Below are 22,099 nucleotides of genomic sequence, written 5' to 3'. Positions count from 1 at the left end.
GGATGTGATTGCTTCGTTCCTTGTAAAGCCTCACTCCTATCCGTTCATAACTCCTACCGATTTTTTTTTAATACCAAGTTCTAAATTCCTAATTTGCGCCCTTAAATTAGAAGGAGAAAATGAAGGTCTGTATTGCCGAGAAACCAAGTGTAGCACGCGAAATCGCATCCGTTTTGGGAGCCAATACCAAGCGAGATGGGTATTACGAAGGTAATGGTTATGCCGTAACCTACACTTTTGGGCATTTATGCACCTTAAAAGAACCGAACGATTACAAACCGCACTGGAAAAGTTGGGATTTGAACAACCTGCCCATGCTTCCCGACAAATTCGAAACCAAAGTGGTGGAAAATTCGGGTATTCAAAAGCAATTCAAAATCATAAAAAGTCTATTTGACAAAGCGGAGTTAGTCATTAATTGCGGGGATGCGGGACAAGAAGGAGAACTCATACAGCGCTGGGTCATGAACGAAGCCAAGTACAAAGGCGAGGTACAACGCTTGTGGATTTCATCCTTAACCACCGAAGCCATCAAAGAAGGTTTTGAGAACTTAAAACCGTCCGCAAACTACGATAATTTATACTACGCAGGCTTTTCAAGAGCCATTGGCGACTGGTTACTTGGTATGAATGCTACCCGTTTGTACACCGTAAAACATGGTGGATACAAACAAGTATTGTCCATTGGAAGGGTGCAAACCCCAACCTTGGCCATGGTTGTCGACCGATTCAAGGAAATCGAGAATTTTAAACCGCAGCCGTACTGGGAGTTGCAAACTTTATATAGAGAAACGCTTTTCAGCTATGAGGAAGGACGTTTTTTGAAAAAGGAAGATGGCGAGCTTTTGGCCAATAAAGTCAAAGAAAGTGAGTTCGAAATTGTTTCTGTCGAAAAAAAGAATGGCAATGAGTTTGCTCCAAAACTTTTTGATTTAACGGGATTGCAAGTGTATTGCAATACTAAGTTTGGGTTTACGGCGGATGAAACGCTTAAAATTGTTCAGACTTTATACGAACAAAAAGTAGTTACCTACCCTAGAGTTGACACCACATTTTTACCAAACGACATCTATCCTAAAGTTCCCGGCATTCTGCAAAAATTGACGAATTATGCCGCTTTGACCCAACCACTTTTAGAAAAAAAGATTAAAAAATCACCCAAAGTTTTTAACGATAAAAAAGTTACCGATCACCATGCGATTATTCCAACAGGGATACAATCCAATTTGCAATACAATCAGCAACAAGTGTATGATATTATTACAAAGCGTTTTATTGCGGTGTTTTATGACGATTGTTTGGTAGCCAATACCACAGTAATTGGAAAAGCAGCCGATGTCGCTTTCAAAACCACTGGAAAGGAGATCCTGAAAAAAGGATTTCGCGTAGTTTTTGAAGATCCTAACGTCAAAGAAAAAGAAGCCGATATATTGCCACGTTTTGTTGTTGGTGAAAAAGGACCACACGAACCTTCGTTTTTAGAAAAGGAAACCAAACCACCCAATCAGTTTACGGAAGCCACCTTATTGCGCGCCATGGAAACCGCGGGCAAACAGGTAGACGACGAAGATTTACGAGAATTGATGAAAGAAAATGGGATCGGACGTCCCTCTACGCGAGCCAACATTATTGAAACGCTTTTTAGACGCCAATACATCGTTCGGAACAAAAAACAAGTATTGCCAACGTCCACCGGAATTCAGCTGATTGACACTATTCAAAATGATTTGGTCAAGTCGGCAGAACTTACGGGTTCCTGGGAAAAGCAATTAAAAGATATTGAAAAAGGAACCTTTACCGCCGCTGCGTTTATTAACAATATGAAACGCATGATCGAAGTTTTGGTGTATGAAGTGCGAAGTGAAACTAGGCGCGCCAATATCTCGCATGCAGGAAATATTCAAAAAGAAGTAGCTAAAGTTGAGAAAAAGAAAGCAGCAGGAATTTTGGCGGAAGCCTGTCCAAAATGCAAAAAAGCGACACTCATCAAAGGAAAATCTTCTTATGGCTGCAGCGATTATAAAGCGGGTTGTACGTTTCTATTGCCGTACACTTTTGCGGAGAAAAAAATATCCGAGAACCAATACCTGCGATTGCTTCAAAAAGGATCTACCGTAAATTTAAAAGACTTTAAAACTGATGCTGGCGCTGTGGAAGGTTTGCTCCGCTTTGATGAAAATTTTAAACTCAAATTAGAACCTAAGAAAACGGAGGTGAAAGCAATACTGGATGCATTAGCCTGTCCGAAATGTCAAAAAGGAACGGTTCTTAAGGGGAAAACTGCTTATGGTTGCAGCAATTATAAATTGGGATGTGATTTTAAGGTGACTTTTGATGTGGTCAGAGCGAAATTAAAAGATCAAAAACCCACCAAAGAATTGGTTCATACTATTTTGAAAGAAGGCGGAAATAATTGCTAATTTCTGATTAACGATTAACGATTTTTGATATGACATACCTCATAAAATCGACAATCATACTATTTATCAAAACTAAATCAAAAATCATTAATCTTCAATCTAAAAAAAGGCACACTATTCTATTTTTTCATACTTTAGCTTATTCAAATTAAAACTTAATATCTATACCGATGTTTCAAAAAACGACTCTTATACTGCTTTTATTAGTCATTGTTTCCTGCAAAAATTATGATTCTAATAAAAATGAAAAAATCAAAGCGGCAAGTTGGCTTTTGGGGAATTGGGAAAACAAATCAGCTGATGGCAATCTTTCCGAAATTTGGAAAAAAGTAAATGACAGCACCTTTCAAGCAGAATCTTATTTTATAAAAGAAAAAGATACCTTGCATTTTGAAACCATAACATTACAACAAAAAGGAGAAGAATTGACTTATAATGCAGCCGTAAAAGGACAAAACAATGACAAACTGGTTTCTTTTAAATTAACAACTGCGACTGATAAACAATTGGTTTTTGAAAATCCAAAACACGACTATCCTCAAAAAATCAGTTATACCCAAATTACTCCTGAAAATTTGGCGGCTAAAATTACAGGAATCCAACAAGGAAAACCAAGCTCCGAACAGTTTTCAATGAAAAAAATCAACTAAAATTTTAACATTTTAGTTATTATCAAAACCTTGCTTTAAAAAAAGCAAGGTTTTTTTATGCCTTTAAAATACTGAATTTCAAATAGCTAAAAATTAATGTGTGTTATTATTTTTAATTAATCTAAATAAGTTTTGTTAAAACAAAAAGGGCAGTTATATTTGCAATATTATTTTTAATTAATCTAAATAAATGAAATTTACAAATACATTTTGCCTGTCCGTTTTATTAATTAGCATAACAGCTGGTGCTCAAGAAAAAAAAGAGCAAGAAAAAGATTCTGTAAAATCGCTGAAAGAAGTTATTATTAACACCAATAAATACAAGTACAAAAGAGAAAAGAGCACTACGGTTTCTAAAATGCCTTTAAATAATATTGAAAATCCTCAAGTTTACAATACCGTTACCAGCGAATTATTGAAAGAGCAAGTGGTGACTAATTTTAATGATGCTTTAAAAAACGCTACTGGTATAACGCGTCTTTGGGAATCAACAGGACGTGGCGGTGATGGTGGAGAATATTTTTCTATGAGAGGGTTTGCAGTTCAGCCAACCATGATAAATGGACTTCCCGGCATCAATAATGGAAGTATCGACCCGGCAAATGTTGATAACATTGAAGTAATAAAAGGGCCATCGGGAACATTATTTGGAAGCAGTTTAATTTCTTACGGAGGTTTAATAAACACGGTGACTAAAAAGCCCTATTCAACATTTGGAGGTGAAATAAGCTATATTTCAGGATCATACGGATTGGACCGAATTACGGCCGATGTAAACTTACCTTTAAATTCAGATGTTTCTGTACGAATAAATACTGCATACCAAAAAGAAAATTCGTTTCAAGACGCAGGTTACGGTAAATCATTTTTCTTTGCGCCCTCATTGAATTATAAAGTAAATGATAAACTTTCGTTTTTAATAAATACAGAATTCACTAACAGAAATTCTTCAAATGCACCCATGCTTTTCATGAATAGAAATTCTGCTCTGTCCTTTGATTCAATGGAATTATTCGAAAGGAATTATAAAAAATCATTTACTTCAAACGAATTATCAATCAGCAATCCAACCTATAGTTTACAAGCGCAAATGTTTTACAAGTTGTCAGATCAATGGACTTCCCAAACGGTATTATCGCGAAGCAACAGTAAAACCAGTGGCTATTATTCGTATTTATTTGACGCGTCAAACGGAAATGATTTTTCAAGATACATTTCTAAAAGAAATGGAGAAACTCTAGCTACTGATATTCAGCAGAATTTCATTGGAGACTTTAAAATTGGAAGTTTGAGAAACCGATTAGTTGCTGGTATCGATTATTATAAATCAAATATTATAAACGGAAGTACAGGTTGGGTTGGAAACGGAATTGTTTCCTTAATCGATGGATCTGATACCGGAGATTTGACCCAAGCTGGAGTTGATAACCTTTTAGTAGGTTCGTTTGAAGGAAATTCAACTGCTGAAGTTGAAGTAATCAGTGCGTACGCTTCGAATGTGTTGAATATTACCGATAAATTATCTGCCATGGTAAGTTTAAGAATTGATAACTTCAAATCTACAACGGCAACCGAAGAAAACAGTCAAGCAGCCGTTTCTCCAAAATTTGGTCTGGTTTATATGCTGGTTAAGAATAAAGTTTCTGTGTTTTCAAATTACATGAATGGTTTTGTAAATGTAACTCCAAGAGAAGTTTCTGAAGTAGATGGTTCTAATCCCAGGATGGAATCTTTTGACCCGGAGCAAGCCAATCAATATGAAATTGGGTTCAAAACAAACTTATACAAGGATATTATTTCGGCATCTGTTAGTTATTACAACATTGATGTAAAAAATAGAATAATGACTGATCCTAATAATATCAACAACTCCATTCAAGGCGGTGAGGTAAACAGTAAAGGTGTTGAGGTTAGTTTTACAGCCAATCCAATGAAAGGATTTAATATTATCGCCGGATTCAGTAACAATAAAAGCGAAGTAACAAAAGACAATCCCGGAGATGGTTATTTAGGATTAAGACCCGAAGAAGCAGGACCGGAAACCTTAGTCAATTTTTGGGCTAATTATACGCTGACTTCCGGAAAACTGAAAGGTTTCGGAATAGGATTTGGTGGAAACTATGCCAGTGAATACAAAACTTTAAACAGAGCGAATATCGGAACATTTGCCTTACCAAGTTATACCGTTTTAAATTCGGCTTTGTCGTATTCGAGTGATAAATTTAATATCTCATTGAAATTGAATAATGCTTTAAACGAAAAATATTATTCCGGTTGGTCAACCGTAACACCTCAGCGTTTGAGAAGTGTAACGGCCGGTTTAACCTATAAATTTTAAGTTTTGTATTTGTTTTTTTAACTAAACACTTCATTTCGGTGGGGAGTTTTATCCTTTATACATGAAAAATAATAACTTCAAAAAAGCAATTCTAAAAATCCATCTTTGGCTTGGTTTGTCCTCTGGTTTAATTATTTTTATAATCGCCATAACAGGATGTTTGTATGCCTTCCAGGAGGAAATACAGAACATCACAGAAGAATATCGTTTTGTGGAAACGCAAAATAAACCCTTTCTGCCTCCATCTCAGCTGGAAATCATCGCCCGAAAAGAAGTTCCAAATAAAGTGCTTCACGCCATCAAATACAATGAAAAAAATAATGCTGTTGAAGCTATCTTTTTTCATTACGAACCCAGTTATCATTATACTACTTACCTGAATCCTTATACCGGAAAAGTACTGAAAACAATCAATAATGAGGAAGGTTTTTTTCCTTTTATACTTGACGGACATTTCTATCTTTGGTTGCCGCATGAAATTGGACAAACAGTTGTGGGATCAGCGACAATAGTATTTCTGATAATGCTGATTTCTGGATTAATTCTTTGGTATCCAAAGAATAAAAGCGCGGCAAAACAACGCTTTTGGTTCAAATGGAAAAAAGGAACAAAGTGGAAAAGAAAAAATTATGATCTACATAATATTACCGGCTTTTATATTCTAATAATAGGAATTATTTTCGCCACTACAGGATTAGTATGGGGATTTCAATGGTTTGCATATTCGTATTATAAAGTGTCCGGTGGTGAAAAATCATTAGTATACGAAGAACCGCTTTCGATAAAAAACCAGAAAACTGCACCTACAATCGTAAAACCATTAGATGCTGTTTGGCTTCAAATGCAAAAAGAATACCCTCTAGCTAAATCTATTGAAATTCATCCGCCTGAAACGAATGCATCACCGATAGCTGCAAATGCAAATAGCGACAAAGGAACATATTGGAAAATTGATTATCGGTATTTTGATCAATACAGCTTGAAAGAAATGAGTGTTTCCCATATTTGGGGCAGAAAAACAGCGGATAAAATTGCTGATAACCTCATGAAAATGAATTATGATATTCACACGGGAGCCGTATTAGGTTTCCCCGGAAAAATATTTGCCTGCTTATTTAGTTTACTCATTGCAAGTCTGCCAATATCAGGATGCTACATTTGGTGGGGACGAAATAGAAAAAAGAAAAACACAACAACAGCTTCGGAATAAATTAAATTAAAAATTTATGCACCGGCTTTAAACCTTTCCATTATTTTTATATCTAAATAAGATAATTGAAAATTTTGATTGATTTTCTGAAACAGAATAGTACAGACCAGCATAAAAAACAGTAAAAATTTCTGTTTAATAAAATAAATAATGATTGATAATATATTATTTATTTTTACATTTGTGTTATTCTTATTTATTCTAAATAACTGAATCAAATAAACAAACCGCTACTATTTATAAGAACCTTGATAAAAAATTTATGAAAAAGAATCTTTTTATTTCTTTTGCCTTAATTGCTACCTTATTTGTGAATGCACAGCAAAAAAATACACTGTTGGAGCAGTCTTTTTGGAAAACAGCACCCGATGTAAACGCAGTTAAAGCAGAAATAGCAAAAGGGAACAGCCCATCCGCTTCAACTCCAAATGCTTTTGATGTAACCGTTATGGCTATTAATAATGATGCGCCTGAGGCTACAATAAAATTCTTATTGGAACAACCCGGAAATGAAGTCACTAAATCTACTCACGACAATCGTATTTATTTACATTGGGCCGCTAATAAAGGAAATGCAGCAATCGTAGAATATCTTATAGCCAGAGGATCAGACATTACCCTAGAAGATAGTCAAGGGTATACCCCAATTACTTTTGCAGCCAACAACGGGCAAAACAATACCGCTGTATATGAGGCTCTTTTTAAAGCCGGAATAGACCCTAAGAAAAAATACAAAGACGGTATAAACCTGTTGCTTATGGCGATACCGTCGGACAAAAACCTGACACTTACTACCTATTTTGTTACTAAAGGACTATCGCTTAAGGACATGGATAATGATGGCAATACTGCCTTTAATTATGCGGCCAGAACTGGAAATGTTACCCTTTTAAAAACACTGTTAGAAAAAGGAGTAAAATACACTGACAATGCACTAATTATTGCTGCACAAGGTTCGCGTAGAGACGCAAACACTATTGAAACCTATAAATACTTGGTAGAGGAATTAAAAATAAAACCAACAGTAACCAGCAAAACAGGTGAGACAGTACTTCATTTTCTTGCAGGCAAATCCAACCAGACCGAAATCATCAATTACTTTTTAGCTAAAGGAGTAGATGCCAACAAAGCCGATAACGACGGAAATACTGCATTAATGGTTGCTGCTGCGTCCAGAGAAATAACCGCACTAGAACTGTTATTGCCAATTGTAAAAAACAACAATCTGCAAAACAGCAAAGGAGAATCAGCATTAACGATGGCGGTGAAGTCAGGAACTCCTGAAGCAGTTGCACTTCTTTTGAATAAAGGCGCTGCTGTAAATGTTTTAGATAAAGACGGAAACAATCTGGGATACTACCTAATACAATCCTACAGACCAATGGGTCGTGGACCGGAAGCGTCAAATGGACCAAAACAAGATCCTTTTGACACAAAAATAAAATTGCTTCAAGATAAAGGATTAAACGTAGTCACTCCTCAAAAAGACGGAAGCACCCTTTATCACTTTGCTATCACAAAAAACGATATGACTTTGCTAAAGAAAATCACCGATTTAAACGTCGATGTAAACGCAAAAAACAAAGATGGTTTAACAGCATTGCACAAAGCCGCTATGATTTCTAAAGACGATACTATCTTAAAATACCTGATCTCTATTGGTGCCAAAAAAGAAATCACCACTGATTTTGACGAAAGCGTATACGCCTTGGCAAAGGAAAATGAGTCTTTAATAAAAAACAACGTATCCTTAGAATTTTTAAAATAATAGTATGAAATCGCCATGATACAAAATCACAAACAATAATGAAGAATGGCGATACCATATTCCTTTAAAAAATAAATATTATCTACATATGAAATCAATACTAAAAATAGGCTTGACAGCTGTATTACTTTGCCTTTTCTCTTTTCAAATTTCCGCACAAACCAGTAAATATAAATGCATGCTCCAAATGTCAAACTACATGGGAGAAGGCGCTTATATTGTCGTTTCAGTAGTAAATGCTAAAGGCGAATATGTCAAAACGCTATATGTAATGGGTGACGATAAAAAATGGTACAAAACCCTGAAAGAATGGCACAAATTCTACTCTAAAAAACCAGAAAACATCAGTGCTAAAACTGGAGCTTCTGTAACTGGAGGTGACCGCAGTATTACAACAATAGAAATTGAAGACGCTAAAATCAATAAAGGATTTAAATTGCGATTTGAAACGGCAGTAGAAGATCATAAATATTACACTGCTGATTTAGAAATTCCGCTCACAACCGAGGGAATTGCAGCAAAAACAGAAGGTAAAGGTTATATTCGTTACGTAAGATTGAACAAAATTTAAATATTAAAATTCCAACACTGATTCCACAAATTTACATTGAAATTTCACAGGTTTTAAAGCCTAGAATGCCAACAAAAAATCAGTCCAAATTTGTAGAATTCGTGTTAATTATTTAAGAAACTTATTATTTAAAAAATACTATTACAATCAATGACTCTTTCTTTTTGGCGTTACTCACACTTGGCTTTGGCTGTATTTTCTGCAGCATTTTTAGTACTGGCATCCGTAACTGGTGTCATACTCGCAGTCGATGCCATACAAGAGAAAACACCGCCATTCAAAGTAGAAAATTTCAATAAAATAACACTTGGAGAAACTTTACCTGTATTAAAAAAAGCCTATCCTGAAATAACGGAATTGAGTGTTGACCACAATCAATTTGTGACGCTGCAGGGTATCGATCAGGAAGACAATGATGTCAACGCTTATATTGATCCAAGAACTGGAAAAATACTAGGAAAACCCATCAAAAAAAGTGAGTTTATCCAATGGACAACAGCGCTCCATCGTTCTTTATTCCTTAAAGAAACGGGGCGTTTTTTTGTTGGTTTTATTTCCTTTTTGTTAGTATTGATTTCTATTTCGGGTTTTGCTTTGATACTCAAGCGCCAAAAAAGTCTACGCAGTTTATTTTCTAAAATTGTAAAAGAAAATTTTGCCCAATATTACCATGTTTTTTTAGGACGATTATCGCTGATTCCGATTCTGATCATCGCACTCTCGGGAACCTATTTAACCTTGGAAAAGTTTAATTTTTTCCTCGAAAAAACGGATTCAGAAGAAAAAACTGAAATAGCCGCAACTACGCCTGTTTCAAAAAAAGAGACTACTCCCGTTTTTAAGAATACACTTCTTGTTGATGTTCAAAAAGTTGAATTCCCTTTTTCGGAGGATCCCGAAGAATATTATAGCATTACATTAAAAGACCGAGAAATAGAAGTCAACCAAATTTCTGGTGCTATTGTACGTGAAACCCCTTTTCCGTTGCAAACTTTAGTATCGGACTGGAGTCTTGATTTGCATACTGGGAGAGCAAGTATTTTTTGGGCGATCATTTTAGCAATAACGAGTTTGAACATTTTGTTTTTTATCTACTCGGGTTTTGCCATGACTTTGAAACGAAGATCGAGCCGCATTCAAAACAAATACAAACCCGAGGACAGTACATACATTTTACTGGTAGGTTCTGAAAATGGAAGTACGCTACTTTTTGCCAATGCCATTCAGAAACAATTGCTTGCCAGCGGAAAAAAAGTTTTCCTTACCGAGTTGAATAATTATTCGGTTTATCCAAAAGCAGAGCATCTTATCGTATTTACTTCAACCCACGGATTGGGCGACCCTCCTTCTAATGCGAGCAAATTTATAGCACTGGTCAACAAAACCAAACAAAAGCAAAAAATTAATGTTTCGGTGGTTGGTTTTGGTTCAAAGGCCTATCCTGATTTTTGTGGTTTTGCGCATGACATTGATGTCTTATTGGCAAAACAGGATTGGGCGGAGCACTTTTTAGAATTACAAACTGTAAATGATAAATCGGTTGAAGAATTTGTAGGTTGGATAAAATTATGGCGTGCCAAAACAGGAATTCCTCTTTCGGCTACTCCATCCCTATACAATCATGTTCCAAAAGGGTTGCAAAAACTGATGGTATTGGATAAAACTGCCATTTCTGATACGGAACATACTTTTTTACTCACTTTACAGGCTGGAAGGAGCGCTAAATTTACGTCGGGTGATCTCTTGGCTATTTATCCTGCAAATGATACCCGAGAACGCTTCTATTCTATCGGAAATCATAACGGTAACATTCAATTAGTAGTAAAACTGCATCCTTCTGGTTTGGGTTCAGGATATTTATATGCTGTTGAACCGGGTTCTGTTATAAAAGCACGAATCCTCAAGAACGCTGCTTTTCACTTCCCGAAAAAAGCATCTGAAGTGGCGCTAATTTCAAATGGAACCGGTATTGCTCCCTTTCTGGGAATGATGGAACAAAATAAGAAAAAGACAGCCATTCATTTGTATTGTGGTTTTCGAAAAGCAACGGAAACTGTTTTAGGGTATGAGAAATTTGCTGCCGAAATGATTCAGAAGCATCATCTTAAAAGTTTTCATGTGGCTTTATCTCGCGAAGCAAACCATCACTATGTAATGGATCTAATCAAACGAGATGCTGGTTTTTTTATGGATTTACTGTCACAAGGAGGTGTTATAATGATTTGCGGTTCGCTTGCCATGCAAAAGGACGTAGAATTTGCACTTGATGAATTATGCATTGAAAGAACAACGATGCGTATTGCAGACTATAAAACTAATGGACAAGTCCTGACGGATTGTTATTAAGTCCTTTCCATCCCGAAACTTCAGGACTCTCCAAAGGAGAGGGAGCCGAAACTGGATAAAAATAACATCATTTTTATATATGGATTGGTTATTGCTCCGCGTGAGTGATGGCAGTGGAGCTCTTTTTAGGAGTGGCTTTTTCAGCCACTCATAAAAAAGCGGGAACGTATAGCACGACCTGAAGTCTCGTCTTTTGGGACGAGACGGAGGGTCACGCCCAAATTATTTTAATACTGAATTTTATGTCTAGAAAATACTTCTTTTTATTAATTACGATACTTTTTGTGAGTCAAGGAAGTATTGCACAAACACTGCGAAAAAGAACCACCTTACTTATGGGTGGTCGATTTGACATCACCATTGTAGCAAAGGATTCATTATCGGCAGAACAAAATATAGATGCCGTTATTGCAGAAATCACACGAATAGAAAATTTGATATCCGACTGGAAACCGGACTCGCAGGTATCAGAAGTGAACCAAAATGCGGGCATTCGGCCAGTGAAAGTGGATAGAGAAGTTTTTGAATTAACGCAAAGAGCGATTCGGTTTTCTGAAGTGACCCATGGCGGTTTTGACATCAGTTTTGCTGCAATGGATAAAATTTGGAAATTTGACGGTTCCATGACGGCTATACCTTCGGCGGAAGCCATTCAGAAATCGGTTGAAAAAGTGGGGTATAAAAATATAATCTTGGATAGCGTTCAATCCACCATTTTTCTGAAACTAAAAGGGATGAAAATTGGATTTGGCGCATTAGGAGAAGGATATGCCACCGATAAATGCCGGGATATGATGCTTGCAAAAGGGATTAAAGCCGGGATTATAAACGGCTCAGGAGACATGAGCACTTGGGGAAAACAGCCTAATGGAAACCCTTGGAATATTGGCATTACGAATCCTTTTCATCCTGAAAAACTTTTAGCGGTTGTACCATTACAACAAGATGCGGTAACGACATCGGGCAGCTATGAAAAATTTGTTGTTTTTAATGGCAAACGCTATTCGCATATCATTAATCCAGCAACGGGTTATCCTGCTACGGGTTTATGCAGTGTGACCGTTTTTGGGCCTAATGCAGAAACGGCAAATGGTTTGAGTACTTCGTTAATGGTTTTAGGAAAAACAGCAGGACTGCTTTTGCTCAACAAATACCCTGATTATAGCTCCGTCATGATTACGGATGATGGAAAAGTATTGAAATCAAAAAACTTCCGAATCAAGAAATTTAAGACCAAGCTTTAATATTCAAAAATTAACGACGGTTACCGCAAAGACAAACTTCGTATTTGTGGTGCTGAATGATTACTTGCATTACTCTATTTTGACACGAATTATGCAAATCAAGGATTTCTCTTGAAAATCTATGCTGCTTTTTTAAATCTAAACTCTCAAAAAGTTATCTCAAAGCGGTGCCATTTGCATTATTCCTTTAACAAAATTTAACATAAAAGATCTTCGAACAACTTTAGGAGATAAAATCAAATTATTAATAGGCTCAAAAAACCAATATTAACCCAAAAAAGGTCAAAAAAAGGGAATTATCTACTAAAAAAAATGCTTTTAAAAAACATAAAACATTAAAAAACAAATAGTTAAATAAATTTTTAATTTTTATTAATATTTAATCTAAATAAGTTTTGCAAATCCATACTTCAGTTTTATATTTGCATCGTTATTTTTAATTATTCCAAATAAACAATTATGAAATATATTTTCCTTCCAACATTAACACTTTTATTTAGTCTATCGTGTTTCGCACAAGAATCAGCAAATGCTTCTGAAACTAAAAATTATAATGAAACTACTTTTTCAGAGGTTGACACTATAAAAAACAAAAAAGGCGGACTGCTTAAAGAAGTTATTATTACAGTCAATAAAGATAAAAAGCCAGTTTCTGCATTGAGATCAGGTTTAAAACCAATGGATACTCCACAAAGTGTACAAGTTATTGGAGCTGAAATTATAGCGCAACAACAAAGTATTCGTTTAAGCGAAGTACTGAAGAATGCAAATGGTGTCTATGTAAGTTCCGCACGTGGTGGGGCTCAAGAATCCTTTTACTCAAGAGGTTATGACATGTCTGCCAACAATATGTTTAAAAATGGTTTTCGTTATAATGGAGGATCAATGCCTGAAGTTTCCTCTTTAGATAAAGTAGAATTCCTAAAAGGTAGTGCGGCTTTATTATTTGGAAATGTTGCACCAGGAGGAATTTTAAATCTAGTTACCAAAACACCTTCTTTCACGAGTGGTGGAGAAATTTCTATGCAAGCAGGGAGTTTTGCTTACTACAAACCATCAGTTGATTTTTACGGACCATTAAATAAACATATTGCATATCGTTTTACAGGTTCATACGAAAATGCAGAAAGCTTTAGAGATGTTGTAAAAAACGAACGTTTATACATCAACCCTTCTTTCCTTTTTAATGTAAGTGATAAAACTCAAATTACGGTACAAGGAGATTACTTGAAAAGCAATTGGACACCAGATTTTGGAACTGGAGTAATTGGAAAAGAAATTGTAGAGGTACCTCGCAGTAACTATTATGGTGCACTTTGGTCAAATGGAGAAACAAAATCAGCAAGTGCTTCAGCATTACTTAATCACAGTTTTAATGACAACTGGAAATTAAACTTCAATGCTTCTTTTCAAAATTACGACAGAGAATCAAAAGCTACAGAACGTATTGTGATTTCCCCTACAGCGAATCCTTATGGAAACTTCAATAGACCATTAGGACAGAATAAAGGTACAGAGCAAATTTTTGGAGATCAATTAAGCATACAAGGAAACTTCAATACCGGAAAAATAAAACATCAATTATTTACTGGTGTCGATTTTGAAAACTCTTTTGCACAAGCGTATACTTTTGCCTTTAGTCCTGCCACTTATGATACTGTAAATATCTTTACTTTTGACCCAGCAACACAGCGAACAGATGAACCAAACGCTACCCTTAGCCGAATAGTAAGTACTGATACAAATCGTTTTGGGGTTTATGCACAAGATTTGATTTCTTTTACAGAAAAAATTAAGCTTTTGGCAGGTATTCGTTGGTCTTGGCAAGAAGCAGAAGTAATCAATAATAGCTTGACTAAACAAGCTCCAATCCGTAAGGACGAGGCATTCTCTCCAAAATTTGGATTAGTGTATCAACCAACAAAAGAGATGTCTTTGTTTGCAAGCTACTCTAACTCATTTACACCAAATACCGGAACAACTGTTGATTTACAACCAATAAAACCCTCTATAATAGATCAGTATGAAGCTGGAATTAAAAAAGATTTCTGGAGAGGTATTTTGAGTACAAATATTACTGCATACCAAATTACGAATAGCAATTTGGCACAAACTGCCGAATTTAAGGCTGATGGCTCAAACAATACTGACACAACTATAAAAGTCTTGAATGGAGAAACTAGAAGTAAAGGTATCGAAATCGATATTACAGCCAGACCAATGGAAGGGTTAAACATCATTGCAGGTTATAGCTACAACGATATGCGCTATACGAAAACATCAGGATTAAACGGAAGTACTATAGAAGGAGATCGTGTAGTGAGAACTCCAGCCAATACTGCTAATTTAAGCTTTTTCTATACCTTGCCAGCCGGAGCATTAAAAGGGGTTTCTTTTGGAGCAATCGGGAATTATATTGGTGACCGTCTTGGAGGTTGGAACAATCTAGTTGTAATAAATCCTACTACTGGAGTTCAAACAATCAATGACAGAGAAATTCCTATGAGTGGTTATACTACTATTGATGTATCTGCGGGTTATACTTGGAAAAAAATATCAATCTTATGTAGGTTGTCAAACATTACAAATGAGTTGAATTATACGGTACACGAAAACTACAGTATCAATCCAATCGCTCCGCGTCAAATATTAACAAGTTTAAAATATAAATTCTAAAACTTAAGTTTAGTTTTATTTTATCGAAAACTTTTTCTGCCAATCATTTTTTTTGAAAAGCAGAAAAAGTTTTTTTTGTTTTAAGAAACTAAAAATCATAAAAAAAGTCCGTGTTCGCACGGATTTTTGGTTTTCGCTATTTGGAAAAAATCTTAATTTATTTGAATGCCGTTCTTTTCAAGTAAATCAAAAAGAGCAATACTTTGATTTGGCTCGTGTTTTTCTACACCACTTTGATACCATTTTGCGATCAAATTCATCTGATATGAAGTATAGCCTTCGGTATCGATACTCAAGGCCAGTAAACCCGCCATCAGAAAATCTTCCAGAATTTTATTAGTGACAATACATTGTGGAATTCCATCACTAATGCATCCGTTCATCCGTTCATAATCTGACCGTCCAGAATCAAATCCAGTAATAAAAGCTTCATTACTTTTGGCAGAATTAAATTCCAGAAATGGATTTAAACCCATTGAATATCCTTCAAAGTAATGTTCTCTATACGCTGGGCTAAATATTTTTTTCATTTCTACACTAAACTATTAATTGAGAATCGAATCACAAACATATCAACAATACTTCAGTAAGTGCACAAAAATCGTTTAAAGGACAAAATACTCTTTAAATCACAATACAATTGACGTTTATCGATAAAATACTATCAAATTAGAATAAATCGCAAGTATTCCACTTTTACCAAAGACGAATTATTTACTTGATTTTACAAAAAAAATCCCATTCGCAGCGGCGAATGGGATCTTGAATGTTATAAAAGCTACATCTTATTTTAATCCAGCCAAACTGTGCTCGATAGTTTCAATTTTAGATAAAGCATCCGCTTCTTTTTGTCTTTCGTTTGCCAAAACTTTCTCTGGCGCACCCGCCACAAATTTCTCATTAGCCAGTTTGTTTTGAACTGATTTTAAGAAACCTTGCGTATACACCAACTCGGCAGTCAATTTAGCAATTTCTTCCTCCACATTTACATTTCCGGTAATCGGGATGAAATATTCATTCGATTTTACACGAAAAGACAAAGCGCCGTCCACTTTATCCGAAACATATTCTAACGAAGTGATATTCCCTAATTTAGTCACTACCGAATCAAAATAAGTCGATGCTTTGTCATTGTTCACCGCTTTCAATTCGATTGTATCTTTAAACGGAATGTTCTTGTCCTTACGAATCGTTCTAATTCCAGAAATCACTTCAATTGTATTTTCAAAATCAGCAATTATACCTGCGTTAAACGGTTTCATTTCTGGCCATGTCGAAACGATTAATGCTTCTTCTGTAGTTCTTTCGGCAAGAATTTGCCAAATTTCCTCGGTCAAGAATGGCATAAAAGGATGCAATAATTTCATGTTATTTTCTAGCATTTCTATGGCTTTCGCCAAAGTCACACTGTCAATTGGCTGCTGGTACGCCGGTTTTATCATTTCTAGGAACCAAGAACAGAAATCGTCCCAAACCAATTTATAAATTCCCATCAAGGCATCGGAAATTCTATATTTTTCAAAATTGTCTTCAATTTCTAAAAGTGTTTGTTGCAATTTGGCTTCGTACCATTCAATTGCCACTTTGGATGATTCCGGTTGCGGAATTGTATCTGAAACTTCCCATCCTTTTATCAGTTTGAAGGCATTCCAAATTTTATTGGTAAACGCCTTTCCTTGATTACACAATTCTTCATCAAACATAATGTCATTCCCTGCAGAAGCGCTCAAAAGCAATCCTACACGAACTCCATCCGCGCCAAATTTTTCGATCAAATCTAAAGGATCTGGTGAATTTCCTAATGATTTAGACATTTTACGTCTTTGTTTGTCACGAACCAAACCAGTTAAATATACATTTGTAAATGGTTTTTTGCCTGTGTATTCATATCCCGCAATAATCATTCTCGCTACCCAGAAAAACAAAATATCTGGACCGGTAACCAAATCATTGGTTGGGTAATAGTATTTAAAATCTTCACTTTCTGGATCCATAATTCCACCAAAAACAGACATTGGCCACAGCCAAGAAGAAAACCAAGTGTCAAGAGCATCAACATCTTGTTTTAAATCTTTTGTTTCAAGTTTAAAGTTTAAAGTTTTGGCTTTTGCCAATGCTAAAGCTTCTTCGATAGATTCAGCAACTACGAAATCTTCTTTTCCGTCACCATAGAAATAGGCTGGAATTTGTTGTCCCCACCATAATTGACGCGAAATATTCCAGTCACGGATATTATTTAACCAATGTGCGTATGTATTATTAAAACGGGCTGGATGCAATTTAATTTCGCCATCTTCTAAAACAGATTTAATAGCTGGTTTTACCAAATCTTCCATTTTCAAGAACCATTGGTCTGATAAACGAGGTTCGATAACCGCTTTGGTCCGTTCCGAAGTTCCTACTTTATTTAAGTGTGTTTCTGTTTTGGCTAAAGCACCAATTGTTTCTAATTCTTTGGCAATTGCCTCCCGAACTACAAAACGATCTTGTCCTTGGTAGTGCAATCCAAAACTATTCAAAGTTGCATCTTCGTTGAAAATATCAATAATCTCCAAATTGTGCTTCTCTCCTAGCGCTTTGTCATTCATATCATGAGCCGGAGTTACTTTCAAACAACCTGTACCAAATTCGATGTCAACATATTCATCTTCGATAATTGGAATTACTCTTCCGCAAATAGGTACAATCGCTTTCTTGCCTTTCAAATGGGCAAAACGTTCGTCATTTGGATTAATACAAATCGCGGTATCTCCAAAAATAGTTTCCGGACGTGTGGTTGCAATCGTAAGAAAGTCTTCAGTTCCTTCGATTTTATATTTTAGAAAATACAATTTTCCTTGTTGCTCTTCATAAATTACTTCCTCGTCAGACAAAGTAGTTTTTGCTTCAGGATCCCAGTTTACCATTCGGTATCCGCGATAAATCAGTCCTTTGTTGTATAAATCCACAAAAGAACGAATTACCGATGCTGACATATCAGGATCCATCGTAAACTTGGTTCGTTCCCAATCACAAGAAGCGCCCAATTTTTTCAATTGATCCAAAATTACACCACCATATTTGTCAGTCCATTCCCAAGCATGCGCCAAAAATTCTTCGCGAGTCAAATCATTTTTATTGATTCCTTCGGCTTTTAATTTAGCAACTACCTTAGCTTCAGTGGCTATTGAGGCGTGATCCGTTCCTGGAACCCAACAAGCGTTAAATCCTTTCAGACGTGCTCTTCTGATTAATACATCTTGAATGGTATTGTTCAACATGTGTCCCATGTGCAAAACCCCGGTAACATTAGGCGGAGGAATTACTATGGTATATGGTGTTCTATGGTCTGGTTCTGAATGGAAATAATTATTCTTCATCCAGTAGTCATACCACTTATTTTCAATGGTTTTAGCGTCAAATTGTGCAGGAATTGTCATTTTGTTGTGGATTCGTTTCATCGTTAAATTCGATTGTTTGTTTGTTCAGTTAAACAAATAACCAAATCAACAAATAACCTTTAAAAATTTGGTCTGATATTTGTAATTCTAATTGGGAACAAAAGTAAATAATTAAGTACACTATAAAAAGAGAAATAAAAAGAGAAATAAAAATTTGTACGTTAATTAAAAGGAAGTAAATTTACTAAATGAATTTAAATATACGAAAATGAAAAAAACAATAGCTTTATTCGCATTCGCATTAATCAGCAGTATCGGTTTTGCTCAAAATGGCCCGAAAATTGAATTTGCAGCCAAGGACAATACAATTGATTATGGAAAGGTTACTAAGAATGAAAATGGCGCTCGTGATTTTATCTTTACAAATACCGGTAATGCTCCATTAATCATCTTTAATGTACTGTCTACTTGTGGTTGCACGGTTCCTACAAAACCAGATGAACCAATCATGCCGGGAAAAACAGGAAAAATAACTGTGAAATACAATATGGCACCCGGACCAATCAGAAAAACGTTAACGGTGGAGTCAAATGCAGTAAATTATGAAGCTGGAAGAGTCGCTTTGAAAATTAAAGGAGAAGTGATTTCTAATTAATTTCAGAATTAAAATAAATAAAATAATGCTTTTGGATACTCTTTCCAAAAGCATTTTTAATTTATAAGATATTGTACAATTGAAACCTGAATTTTAAGATTTCGCTTTTACGTTCTACTTCTAAAGTAATCCATTTTTCTTCTTCTGCCTTAAAAAGGGTATTAATTTCTTGCAATGAAAGTTTATGGATGGGATTATTATTAATCAAAATAATTATATCCCCTTTTTGTAACCCTGCGTTAGCTGCTGGAGAATTTTGTCTCACATGGGCAATCTCATAGATCGGCTTTAATTGAAATTTATATTTAAAGTCATTGGTAAATACTCTAATACCTCCAGAGTTATTGTCTTTTGTAGACAACGGAACCGTTTCCATTCGCACGGTTTCCTGAACCCACTGTAATCCATTTTGTTGTATCTCAACCCCACTTTTATTGTAGCTGAAAGGAGCACTGTAATCACTATTCTTTTTTAAATATATTTGGTTATTTTTATAATCAAAAACAACTGTAAAGCGCTTCATAATTTCTCCCCCTACTGAGCCTTTTCGATCTGGCACCATATTTACATTCCTAATGGATACCGAATCTGGATAGGCTACTACAGGATTATTAAATTCAAAATCTCCCATCTCAAATTTTTTAATTATAGCTCTTCTGCCTTTTACATCACCGCTAAAGCCTCTTCCCAAGAAGTCTTCGAAATTTTTTTCGGGAACTTTAATCAACTCTGAACGATCTTGAAACAGCCAAACTGCATCGCTGTTCCCAATATCTATCAATAACTTTACAGGAATTTCTTTATTATCATGAATAATGGTACTTTTTAAATAAGGCTTGGATTTTTCAACAGTAATCGGAATTGTTTGATAACTTTTTTCAATTTTTTTTCGGTTTTTATCATTGTCTTTATAAACTATAACTCTCTTTTTCCTGTAATTGACTTCTACTAAATTATTTCGGAAAAACTGATACCCAATAATCCCGTTGACCGGAATTCCAACATGTGACGATAAATTAAATTCAGGGTCCAAAATAATATAAAGCATATGATTACTATACTTCATACTATTGAATTCTAAAATATTATTGGTTGATTTCAGTCCTTCAACGGCTTCCTGACTTCCTAATCCTTTCAGTAATATTTTCTCGGCATTAAAAAACCGAACTTCCTTTTTATCTTCTAAACTAAATAATATCGTTTCGGCAACACCGGTATCCAATAAAAAATTCAATTCTACTCCATTTACCTTTATAGGCACAAAGACTAAATTATTAATCAGTTTAAAAGGAACGCTAATTTTATTCATGTCTTTTTCAAACTGAAATCCTTGTTGTGCAAAAAAAGGGCGAGTAAATAGGCTAATGAGAATTAAAACTATTGTTTTTTTCATTGTCAATCTTTTACATAAAAATACTAAATAAATCATATCAAAAATGCAGATTTAACAATATATACGCCTATTGATTATTATAAATTCGGAAAAAAAATTGCAAATTTGCAATTCAATAATTAAGACTATGCCAAAAATATCAAACAAAGGCAAACAAATGCCTGAATCGCCAATACGCAAATTGGTCCCATACTCAGAAATTGCAAAGAAAAAAGGACATAAAGTATACCACTTAAACATTGGTCAACCGGATATCAAAACTCCCGAGGTTGCCATGAACGCCGTGAAAAATATTGATTTAACTATTCTGGAATACAGCCATTCTGCGGGAAATGAAAGCTACAGAAAAAAACTATCTGCCTATTATATCAATCAAGGCATTTCGGTAAATATTGAAGACATCATTATCACTACTGGTGGATCAGAAGCACTTATGTTTGCGATGGGAAGCACAATGGATCACGGAGATGAAATCATTATCCCAGAACCGTTTTATGCTAATTACAATGGATTTTCAACAGCTTCAGGCGTTACTGTTGTTCCAGTAATTTCGACTATTGAAACTGGTTTTGCTTTACCGGCTGTAGAAGATTTTGAAAAACTGATTACTCCAAAAACAAAAGCCATTCTAATTTGTAACCCCGGAAATCCAACTGGATATTTATATTCGAAAGAAGAAATTATGCAACTGGCAGCTTTGGTCAAAAAACATGATTTATTCTTGATTTCTGACGAAGTATATCGTGAGTTTACCTATGATGGTGACATTCATTATTCAGTAATGAATGTTCCCGGGCTTGAAGAACACGCTATTATGATTGATTCAGTTTCTAAGAGATACAGCATGTGTGGCGCAAGAATAGGATGCATTGTTTCTAAAAACAAGGAAGTCATGGCTACCGCTATGAAATTTGCACAAGCAAGATTAAGCCCCCCAACAATTGAACAAATTGCAAGTGAAGCTGCCCTTGATACTCCAAAAAGTTATTTTGATGAAGTCATTTCAGAATATAGAGCGCGTAGAGACACTTTAATAAATGAGTTGAATAAAATTGAAGGTGTCATAGTGTCTAAACCAAAAGGTGCTTTTTATTGCATTGTACAACTTCCTGTTGACAATGCTGATAATTTTGCACAATGGCTTTTAGAAACCTATGATTTGAATGGTGAAACCGTTATGGTAGCTCCAGCAGCAGGGTTTTATTCGACTCCAGGAATGGGATTGAATCAGGTACGAATTGCTTATGTATTGAAGAAAGAAGATTTAATTAGTGCGGTATCAATTTTGAAAGCAGCGATTCCAGTTTATAATGCTACTCAATCAAAAAGCTAATTTAAGCTTTGCTTTTTAGTGCTAAACTCACGCTCTAAAACATTTGTTTTATATCAAAAGGCAATAACGCAATAGTTACTGCCTTTTGGTTTTTATAACCAATAGAAACAAGCCA

Annotated in this window: 14 protein-coding genes; 11 read left to right on the top strand and 3 right to left on the bottom strand. The window is 35.3% G+C overall.

Translation table 11 applies throughout. The features are described from left to right. Positions 1-119: 119 nt before the first annotated feature. The 9 genes from ACNQGD_RS03055 (at position 120) to ACNQGD_RS03015 (ending at position 15,223) form a co-directional block, all read left to right on the top strand. Positions 120-2,420 carry a DNA topoisomerase 3 gene (locus ACNQGD_RS03055; RefSeq protein WP_417998249.1) on the top strand — a complete coding sequence of 767 codons (2,301 nt, stop codon included), beginning with the start codon at positions 120-122 and terminating at the stop codon, positions 2,418-2,420. Between the two features lie 170 nt (positions 2,421-2,590). Beyond that, a complete protein-coding gene (locus ACNQGD_RS03050) occupies positions 2,591-3,070 on the top strand; it encodes a DUF6265 family protein (RefSeq protein ID WP_417998248.1) in 480 nt (159 codons plus the stop codon). 190 nt (positions 3,071-3,260) lie between these two features. After that, positions 3,261-5,408 (top strand): TonB-dependent siderophore receptor, encoded by a 2,148-nt coding sequence (locus ACNQGD_RS03045; protein WP_417998247.1) that lies wholly within the window; start codon positions 3,261-3,263, stop codon positions 5,406-5,408. 61 nt (positions 5,409-5,469) lie between these two features. Next, complete coding sequence (locus ACNQGD_RS03040; RefSeq protein WP_417998246.1) at positions 5,470-6,618, top strand: PepSY-associated TM helix domain-containing protein; 1,149 nt, start codon at positions 5,470-5,472, stop codon at positions 6,616-6,618. A gap of 262 nt (positions 6,619-6,880) precedes the next feature. After that, positions 6,881-8,386, top strand: a complete 1,506-nt coding sequence (locus ACNQGD_RS03035; protein WP_417998245.1) for an ankyrin repeat domain-containing protein — start codon at positions 6,881-6,883, stop codon at positions 8,384-8,386. Between the two features lie 88 nt (positions 8,387-8,474). Next, positions 8,475-8,957, top strand: a complete 483-nt coding sequence (locus ACNQGD_RS03030; protein ID WP_417998244.1) for a DUF2271 domain-containing protein — start codon at positions 8,475-8,477, stop codon at positions 8,955-8,957. Between the two features lie 150 nt (positions 8,958-9,107). Then, complete coding sequence (locus ACNQGD_RS03025; protein WP_417998243.1) at positions 9,108-11,303, top strand: PepSY domain-containing protein; 2,196 nt, start codon at positions 9,108-9,110, stop codon at positions 11,301-11,303. Between the two features lie 242 nt (positions 11,304-11,545). Further along, the gene (locus ACNQGD_RS03020) at positions 11,546-12,547 is read left to right on the top strand and encodes an FAD:protein FMN transferase (RefSeq protein WP_417998242.1); all 1,002 of its coding nucleotides are present in this window, start codon (positions 11,546-11,548) and stop codon (positions 12,545-12,547) included. Positions 12,548-13,006: 459 nt separating this feature from the next. Next, positions 13,007-15,223, top strand: a complete 2,217-nt coding sequence (locus ACNQGD_RS03015) for a TonB-dependent siderophore receptor (protein WP_417998241.1) — start codon at positions 13,007-13,009, stop codon at positions 15,221-15,223. Between the two features lie 152 nt (positions 15,224-15,375). Here ACNQGD_RS03015 and ACNQGD_RS03010 read toward each other — a convergent pair whose 3' ends face one another. Both ACNQGD_RS03010 and ACNQGD_RS03005 read right to left on the bottom strand, forming a co-directional pair. Beyond that, on the bottom strand, positions 15,376-15,753 hold the full coding sequence (locus tag ACNQGD_RS03010) for a hypothetical protein (protein WP_417998240.1): 378 nt from the start codon (positions 15,751-15,753) through the stop codon (positions 15,376-15,378). Between the two features lie 255 nt (positions 15,754-16,008). Beyond that, positions 16,009-18,642 carry a valine--tRNA ligase gene (locus ACNQGD_RS03005; protein WP_417998269.1) on the bottom strand — a complete coding sequence of 878 codons (2,634 nt, stop codon included), beginning with the start codon at positions 18,640-18,642 and terminating at the stop codon, positions 16,009-16,011. Between the two features lie 229 nt (positions 18,643-18,871). Here ACNQGD_RS03005 and ACNQGD_RS03000 point away from each other — a divergent pair, with 229 nt between their 5' ends. After that, on the top strand, positions 18,872-19,258 hold the full coding sequence (locus tag ACNQGD_RS03000; RefSeq protein ID WP_417998239.1) for a DUF1573 domain-containing protein: 387 nt from the start codon (positions 18,872-18,874) through the stop codon (positions 19,256-19,258). Positions 19,259-19,319: 61 nt separating this feature from the next. Here the strand turns inward: ACNQGD_RS03000 and ACNQGD_RS02995 are convergent, their stop codons facing one another. Further along, on the bottom strand, positions 19,320-20,651 hold the full coding sequence (locus ACNQGD_RS02995) for a PDZ domain-containing protein (protein WP_417998238.1): 1,332 nt from the start codon (positions 20,649-20,651) through the stop codon (positions 19,320-19,322). 127 nt (positions 20,652-20,778) lie between these two features. Here ACNQGD_RS02995 and ACNQGD_RS02990 point away from each other — a divergent pair, with 127 nt between their 5' ends. Continuing rightward, on the top strand, positions 20,779-21,984 hold the full coding sequence (locus ACNQGD_RS02990; protein WP_417998237.1) for a pyridoxal phosphate-dependent aminotransferase: 1,206 nt from the start codon (positions 20,779-20,781) through the stop codon (positions 21,982-21,984). The last annotated feature ends 115 nt before the right edge of the window (positions 21,985-22,099 follow it).

The sequence above is a fragment of the Flavobacterium glucosi genome, assembly GCF_048286535.1.
In the GTDB taxonomy this organism is placed as follows: Bacteria; Bacteroidota; Bacteroidia; order Flavobacteriales; family Flavobacteriaceae; genus Flavobacterium.
The sequence above is the reverse complement of the archived record's forward strand: the minus strand, read 5'-3'. Positions and strand labels throughout refer to the sequence as shown.

What these genes read in the sequence shown, in the direction of transcription:
- ACNQGD_RS03055 (WP_417998249.1), top strand. Translation starts at nt 120, where the DNA reads ATGAAGGTCTGTATTGCCGAGAAACCAAGTGTAGCACGCGAAATCGCA.
- ACNQGD_RS03050 (WP_417998248.1), top strand. Translation starts at nt 2,591, where the DNA reads ATGTTTCAAAAAACGACTCTTATACTGCTTTTATTAGTCATTGTTTCC.
- ACNQGD_RS03045 (WP_417998247.1), top strand. Translation starts at nt 3,261, where the DNA reads ATGAAATTTACAAATACATTTTGCCTGTCCGTTTTATTAATTAGCATA.
- ACNQGD_RS03040 (WP_417998246.1), top strand. Translation starts at nt 5,470, where the DNA reads ATGAAAAATAATAACTTCAAAAAAGCAATTCTAAAAATCCATCTTTGG.
- ACNQGD_RS03035 (WP_417998245.1), top strand. Translation starts at nt 6,881, where the DNA reads ATGAAAAAGAATCTTTTTATTTCTTTTGCCTTAATTGCTACCTTATTT.
- ACNQGD_RS03030 (WP_417998244.1), top strand. Translation starts at nt 8,475, where the DNA reads ATGAAATCAATACTAAAAATAGGCTTGACAGCTGTATTACTTTGCCTT.
- ACNQGD_RS03025 (WP_417998243.1), top strand. Translation starts at nt 9,108, where the DNA reads ATGACTCTTTCTTTTTGGCGTTACTCACACTTGGCTTTGGCTGTATTT.
- ACNQGD_RS03020 (WP_417998242.1), top strand. Translation starts at nt 11,546, where the DNA reads ATGTCTAGAAAATACTTCTTTTTATTAATTACGATACTTTTTGTGAGT.
- ACNQGD_RS03015 (WP_417998241.1), top strand. Translation starts at nt 13,007, where the DNA reads ATGAAATATATTTTCCTTCCAACATTAACACTTTTATTTAGTCTATCG.
- ACNQGD_RS03010 (WP_417998240.1), bottom strand. Translation starts at nt 15,753, where the DNA reads ATGAAAAAAATATTTAGCCCAGCGTATAGAGAACATTACTTTGAAGGA.
- ACNQGD_RS03005 (WP_417998269.1), bottom strand. Translation starts at nt 18,642, where the DNA reads ATGACAATTCCTGCACAATTTGACGCTAAAACCATTGAAAATAAGTGG.
- ACNQGD_RS03000 (WP_417998239.1), top strand. Translation starts at nt 18,872, where the DNA reads ATGAAAAAAACAATAGCTTTATTCGCATTCGCATTAATCAGCAGTATC.
- ACNQGD_RS02995 (WP_417998238.1), bottom strand. Translation starts at nt 20,651, where the DNA reads ATGAAAAAAACAATAGTTTTAATTCTCATTAGCCTATTTACTCGCCCT.
- ACNQGD_RS02990 (WP_417998237.1), top strand. Translation starts at nt 20,779, where the DNA reads ATGCCAAAAATATCAAACAAAGGCAAACAAATGCCTGAATCGCCAATA.